The following is a 6,719-nucleotide window of genomic DNA, read 5'->3' on the forward strand; positions in this document are numbered from 1 at the left end:
TGGCGCTGGAGGCGACCGAGCTGCGGGTGGTGGCGCAGATGGCGCGTGGTATCGATCCGGGCCCTGCGGCATCCCTGTTCAAGATACGGGGCACCGAGATCTTCCAGAGCATCACGGAGTTGACCCACCGTGCGATCGGCAATTACGGGCTTGCGCTCCGCGAGCAGCCGGTGAGTGCCAATCGCTTCATGCCCGGGCCGGACTATGGGCTTACCGCCGCGGAGAAATACTTGAACGCGCGCAAGCTCAGCATCTACGGCGGATCGAACGAGATCCAGCGCAACATCATCGCCAAGGCGGTACTTGGCCTTTGAACCCGGCAAACGGTGTCTCCAATGGATATCCAGTTCACTGAAGAGCAGGAATTGTTGCGGTCGAGCGTGCAGCGTCTGCTCCGCGACCAGTATGACTTCGAGGCGCGCCGCGGGATTGTTGCCTCCGAGGCAGGCTGGAGCCGGACGCAGTGGGCTTCCTTTGCTGAGCTCGGCCTGCTCGCCGCGCCGTTCTCGGAAGATGCCGGCGGCCTCGGCGGCGGTCCGCTCTCGACGATGATCCTGATGCACGAGTTCGGCCGCCACCTCGTGGTCGAACCCTTCGTCGAGACCATCGTCCTCGCTGGAGGCTTGCTCGAGAGCGAGGGATCTGCCGCGCAGAAGAGCGAATACATTCCCGACATCATCTCGGGAACGTCGATCTGGGCGCTTGCCTGGACCGAAAAAGCCTCACGTTTTGATTTTGCCAATCTCACGACAACGGCGCGACGCGAGGGCGATGATTACATACTCGTAGGCGAGAAGGCCGTGGTGATCGCCGCGCCGTGGGCGGATCATCTGATTGTCTCTGCACGCACCTCGGGAGACCGGCACGACCGCGCCGGCGTCAGCCTGTTCATCGTGGATCGCCAGGCGGCGAACCTGCATCTGCGCAGTTTCAAGACCATCGACGGCCGCCGCGCCGGCGAGCTCAGCCTGGACGGCGTGAGGGGCCGCTTGCTTGGCGGAGAGGGTGCGGGTGTCGCCGCACTCGAGGCTTCCCGCGATCGCGCCATTGCCGCGCTGTGCGCCGAAACAGTCGGCGCGATCGGCGAGCTGAACAACGCGACACTGGAGTACAGCAAGACCCGAAAGCAGTTCGGCGTCACGCTCGGCAGCTTCCAGGTGCTGCAGCACCGCATGGTCGACATGTTCATTGCGCATCAAGAGGCCCTCTCGTTGATGCAGCATCTCACCCTGAGTCTCGCAGCGAATGAGCCCGGCCTGTCCAGGCTCGCGTCCGGCGCAAAATCGAAGATCGGCTACGCCGCGAGGTTCGTCGCCGATCAGGCTGTGCAGCTTCACGGCGGCATGGGCATGACCGACGAACTCAATGTGGGACACTATTTCAAGCGAATCTCCTCCATCAACATCCAATTCGGCGATCCCGCGTTCCACGTGCTGCGTTACGCGCAGCTGGACGCGGCCGCCTAAGCAAAGAGGCAAGCATGACCACTGAAGCAGTAATCGTTTCCACCGCCCGCACCGGCGTCGGTAAAGCGTATCGCGGCGCGCTCAACAACACCGAAGGCCCGACCCTGGCCGGCCACGTGATGGCCGAAGCGGTGAAGCGGGCCGGCATCGCGCCTGGCGAGGTCGAGGACGTGGTGATGGGCTGTGCGATGCAGCAGGGCACCATGGTGATGAACGTGGCGCGTAAGGGTGCGATCAGCGCCGGTCTGCCGGTGACTGTCGCCGGCACCACCATTGACCGGCAATGTGCCTCCGGCCTGCAGGCGATTGCGGTTGCCGCGCGCTCGGTGATGCTCGACGGCGTCGAGATCGCGATCGGCGGCGGAATCGAATCGATCAGCCTCGTGCAGAACGAGCACATGAACAAGTTTCATGTCGTCGACGAAGAGTTGATGGCGATGAAGCCCGAAATGTACATGTCGATGCTGGAAACCGCCGAGGTCGTCGCCGAACGCTACAAGATCGGCCGCGACCGGCAGGACGAATACAGCCTCGAGTGTCAGCGTCGTATCGGTGCCGCGCTGCAGGGCGGCCGCTTCAAAGACGAGATCGTGCCGATCACAACCACGATGGCGGTCGTCAACAAGGACACCAAGGAGGTAAGCTATCAGCAGGTGACCCTGTCGAACGATGAGGGGCCGCGCCCCGACACCACGGCGGAAGGACTTGCAAAAATCAAGCCGGTATTCGAAGGCAAGACCATTACTGCGGGCAATGCCAGCCAGCTCTCCGACGGCGCATCGGCCTGCGTGATCATGAGCGACAAGATGGCCGCGAAGAAGGGCCTGAAGCCGCTCGGTATCTTCCGCGGGTTCGTCGCCGCCGGTGTCGAACCGGACGAAATGGGTATCGGCCCGGTCGCCGCGATCCCGCGGTTGCTCAAGCGCCATAACCTGAAAATCGATGACATTGATCTCTGGGAGCTCAATGAAGCCTACGCGGTGCAGGTGATCTATTGCCGCGACAAGCTCGGCATTGATCCGAACAAGCTCAACGTCAATGGCGGCTCGATCGCGATCGGTCATCCTTACGGCATGACTGGGGCGCGGCTCACGGGCCACATCCTGATCGAGGGCCGGCGGCGCAAGGCGAAATACGGCGTGGTGACCATGTGCATCGGTGGCGGCATGGGCGCGGCGGGTCTGTTCGAAATCGTCAACTGATCGGAAAAGCGGAGAATCACACGTGAAGACAGCAATCACTGAACTGTTCGGCATTCAGCATCCGATCATCCAAGGCGGCATGCACTATGTCGGTTTCGCCGAGCTCGCCGCCGCGGTGTCCAACGCCGGGGGACTCGGTATCATCACCGGCCTGACGCAAAGGACGCCGGAACTGTTGGCCAAGGAAATCGCACGCTGCCGCGATATGACCGACAAGCCGTTCGGCGTGAACCTGACCTTCCTGCCGAGCTTTACTGCACCGCCTTATCCGGAATACATCGCCGCGATCAAGGAAGGCGGCGTCAAGGCGGTGGAGACCGCAGGCCGTAGCCCCGAGCAATACATGCCGGCGCTGAAGGCGGCCGGCATCAAGGTGATCCACAAATGCACCTCTGTGCGGCACTCGCTGAAAGCCGAGAAGATCGGCTGCGACGCCGTCAGCGTCGACGGTTTCGAGTGCGGGGGCCATCCCGGCGAAGATGATATGCCGAACATGATCCTCTTGCCGCGTGCGGCTGATGAATTGAAGATCCCGTTCGTGGCTTCGGGCGGCATGGCAGATGCACGCAGCCTCGTCGCCGCGCTGTCGATGGGGGCGGCTGGCATGAACATGGGAACTCGCTTCGTCGCCACCAAGGAAGCGCCGGTCCATGACAATGTGAAGAAGGCACTGGTCGAGGCGACCGAACTCGACACTGTGCTGGTCATGCGCGCGCTGCGCAACACCGAGCGCGTGCTGAAGAACAAGGGCGTCGACCAGCTCCTCGAAATCGAGCGCGAGAAGGGCGCGAGCCTGAAGATCCAGGACATTCACGAACAGGTGGCAGGCGTCTATCCCAAGGTGATGATCGACGGCGACATGGACGCCGGCGCGTGGAGCTGCGGCATGGTCGTAGGGCTCATCAACGACATTCCGACGGTGAAGGAGCTGATCGACCGCATCATGGCCGATGCCGAGCGGCTGATCAGGGAGCGGCTGACGGGATTCTTGGACGCCGACAGCAAGGAAGCCTTGATGGTCGCCTGAAGGTGCTCGACGGGACAAGGCGGATGGCAGAAGATCGGATCGAGGTCGACACCGGCACGGGTGAGTTGCTTTGTGAGATCCGGGATCGCGTGGCGCTCATCACGCTGAACCGGCCCGAGGCCCGCAACGCCTTGTCCGATCAACTGACCCCAGCGCTCAGGCGCATGATCAGGCAATGCGGTGATGATTCCAGGGTCGGCGCACTGCTCATCACCGGCACCGGGACCGCGTTTTGCGCCGGCGGCGACGTCAAGGGCATGGGAAGCAATTCTGCGAAGGCAGAAACGCCGATCGATGAGCGGATCGCCGACTTGCGCATCAAGCAGCGCACCCTCACGGGTGCGCTGGTGGGGTTACGAAAGCCGACGCTCGCGGCGCTTCCCGGGCCTGCCGCGGGTGCAGGGCTTGCGCTCGCACTCGCCTGCGACATTCGAATCGCCGCTGAATCGGCGGTGATGACCACGGGATATGCCCGCATCGGATTGACCGGAGACTACGGCATCGCCTGGCTGCTAACGAGGCTGGTGGGAACGTCCCGGGCACGCGAGTTGATGTTTCTGTCCGAACGGATCGACGCACGCCGCTGCGAGACCTTGGGGCTGGTGAATCGGGTAGTGGCCGACGCCGAGCTTCGCGATGCCGCATTTGCGCTGGCAAGGTCCTTGGCCGAGGGCCCCTCGCAGGCTTTCGCCGGCATGAAGGACAACCTTGACCATGCCTTGGCCACGGACCTTCTGGATTCGATGGACCAGGAAGCGGCTTACATGATCCGCTCCGCGCGAACGACGGATCACAAGGAAGCGGTTCGCGCGTTCGTCGAAAAGCGCAAGCCGGCATTTGTCGGGCACTAGCGTGCCTTCAATCTGGAGGCCGGCATCATCTGACCGCTTTCCAGAGAGGCGCAGATAAAAAAGCCATTCTGCGGAATTTCATTGTTATATATGACGATAATCATCTAATATGGCTGTGTTTCTTTGTTCATCCGGGAGCAAGCGATGCGTTACCCGAAAGACCATGGGCAGCAGACGCGCAGGCGGATCGTCGAAAATGCTTCCTACGGCCTACGTCAGACCGGTGCCGACGGCTTGAGTGTCGTCGACCTGATGGAGCTTGCTGATCTGACGCATGGCAGCTTTTACTCCTACTTCAAATCACGTGACGCTTTGGTTGTTGAAGCGCTCGCTTTGGCCATGGATCAAACCATCGCCCATTGGCTGGATCTGACGCAGGGGTTGTCCGCCGAGAAAGGGTTCGACGCAGTCGTCGAGTCCTATCTGAGCCCGCGCCATCGCAACAACCCGGCTCGCGGCTGTGCGCTTCCTGCGTTGGCCGCGGATATCGGACGCTCAGGCCCGGAGGCACGGCGTACCTTTGCAGGCAGGCTCGAGAAAATGATCGATATCATCGCCCGGTTGATCCCGAAGAGGTCATCATCGGATGCGCGGGAGGCGGCCGCCATCGCAATTGCAACCATGGTCGGTTCGATCGTGCTCGCGCGTGCGGCCGGCGACAAGCGGCTGTCTGACGCCCTTCTGGAGGCCGGTCGGCAGGCCTTGCGCACTCAGGCCGCGAGCGGCGGCGCGGAGCGCCCCCAGTGTACAGAACCCGGATTCGAGAGGAGAAAATCGTGACCGAACACGTGAAAACCGAGGTTGCCGCGGGCGTCATGACATTGACGTTGGCCCGCGCCGACAAGAAGAATGCGCTTAGCAACGCCATGTACAGCGCCATGTCGGATGGGTTGGAGAGGGCGGAGCAAGATCCGGCCATCCGCGTCGTGCTGTTTCAGGGAGAGGGCGACAGCTTTACGGCTGGGAACGATCTCGCGGATTTCAGCGCTCAAGCCAACGGTAAGGATGCGAGTGAAAGTCAGGCGTTCCGGTTCATCAACAACCTCGGCAAGGCAACCCGTCCGCTCGTCGCCGCGGTCCAAGGCAATGCAGTAGGGGTCGGCACCACGATGCTCCTGCATTGCGATCTGGTTTTTCTTGCCGACACCGCAAGGCTGATGACGCCATTCGTGAATCTGGCTCTGGTCCCAGAGGCGGCCTCGAGTTGGCTGCTGCCTGCGCGCATCGGCCACGTCCGCGCCTACGCCATGTTTGCGCTGGGACAGCCACTCGATGCCGCCGCTGCATTGGCCTGTGGCTTGGCCAACGCCGTGGTGCCGGCCGCAGAGTTGCGAGCCAGAGCCCGGCAAGCCGCCGAAGCCCTGACTAAGCAGCCCGCAGGCTCGCTCAGTCACACCAAGGCGCTGATGCGCGATATGGAAAGGATCGCAGTGCAAATGAGCCGCGAAAGCGCGCTGTTCCGCGAGCGGTTGCAGACCGCAGAAGCGCGCGAGGCGTTCGCAGCGTTTGCCGAGCGTCGCAAGCCGGATTTTTCGAGACTAACGGCTGGCTGACGCGAGGCCTACACGCGCCGGGAGACGCCCCGCGCTTCAGCCGGTACGCGGGCAGCAAGGGCGCGACGCGAGCGTCGATGTTCGCGGTGGATCGAATGTTACGTGGGAGCATCTTAACCGTGGATACCGAAAACATTCACTATTACGAGCCGTCCAAGGGGCATGGACTCCGACATAATCCATTCAACGCGATCATTGCACCGCGTCCGATCGGCTGGATTTCCTCGCGAAGCGCGAAGGGGCAACTCAATCTGGCGCCCTACAGCTTCTTCAATGCGTTCAATTATGACCCTCCGATCCTGGGATTTGCATCTATATCCTGGAAAGACAGTGTCCAGAACGTGTTGGAAACGCGTGAGTTCGTCTGGAATCTCGTGACCCGAGAGTTGGGAGAGCAGATGAACAAGACGGCGGCGCCGCTGGCGCGTGGTGTAAGTGAATTCGAGAGCGCAGGATTGACGGCAGCGCCCAGCCGCCATGTCAGCGTTCCGCGCGTGCGCGAAAGTCGCGCAGCGATGGAATGCAAGGTTACAGAGGTCGTCCAATTCAAGAACTGGAAGGGCGAGGCGGTTCAGGGGTGGCTCGTCCTCGGTGAGGTGGTCGCGGTTTACATCGACAAA

General features: G+C 62.1%; 8 protein-coding genes. All 8 read left to right on the plus strand.

The features are described from left to right. Positions 1–314 (plus strand): acyl-CoA dehydrogenase family protein (locus tag ACT4OC_RS28225; protein ID WP_444842340.1); only part of this gene is annotated, 314 nt, incomplete at its 5' end. Between the two features lie 21 nt (positions 315–335). Beyond that, positions 336–1,466 carry an acyl-CoA dehydrogenase family protein gene (locus ACT4OC_RS28230; protein WP_444842341.1) on the plus strand — a complete coding sequence of 377 codons (1,131 nt, stop codon included), beginning with the start codon at positions 336–338 and terminating at the stop codon, positions 1,464–1,466. A gap of 14 nt (positions 1,467–1,480) precedes the next feature. After that, positions 1,481–2,668, plus strand: a complete 1,188-nt coding sequence (locus ACT4OC_RS28235; protein WP_444842342.1) for an acetyl-CoA C-acyltransferase — start codon at positions 1,481–1,483, stop codon at positions 2,666–2,668. Between the two features lie 22 nt (positions 2,669–2,690). Next, positions 2,691–3,695 (plus strand): NAD(P)H-dependent flavin oxidoreductase, encoded by a 1,005-nt coding sequence (locus ACT4OC_RS28240; RefSeq protein WP_444842343.1) that lies wholly within the window; start codon positions 2,691–2,693, stop codon positions 3,693–3,695. A 23-nt stretch (positions 3,696–3,718) separates the two neighbouring features. After that, the gene (locus tag ACT4OC_RS28245) at positions 3,719–4,546 is read left to right on the plus strand and encodes an enoyl-CoA hydratase-related protein (RefSeq protein ID WP_444842344.1); all 828 of its coding nucleotides are present in this window, start codon (positions 3,719–3,721) and stop codon (positions 4,544–4,546) included. 144 nt (positions 4,547–4,690) lie between these two features. Further along, positions 4,691–5,326, plus strand: coding sequence for a TetR/AcrR family transcriptional regulator (locus tag ACT4OC_RS28250; protein ID WP_444842345.1), 636 nt, complete (start codon positions 4,691–4,693; stop codon positions 5,324–5,326). Beyond that, on the plus strand, positions 5,323–6,099 hold the full coding sequence (locus ACT4OC_RS28255) for an enoyl-CoA hydratase-related protein (protein WP_444842346.1): 777 nt from the start codon (positions 5,323–5,325) through the stop codon (positions 6,097–6,099). Before ACT4OC_RS28250 ends, ACT4OC_RS28255 begins: the two co-directional genes overlap by 4 nt. 119 nt (positions 6,100–6,218) lie before the next feature. Next, the coding region (locus ACT4OC_RS28260; RefSeq protein WP_444842347.1) for a flavin reductase family protein at positions 6,219–6,719 on the plus strand (501 nt) is incomplete at its 3' end.

The organism is Bradyrhizobium sp., assembly GCF_052389815.1.
Classification (GTDB): domain Bacteria; phylum Pseudomonadota; class Alphaproteobacteria; order Rhizobiales; family Xanthobacteraceae; genus Bradyrhizobium.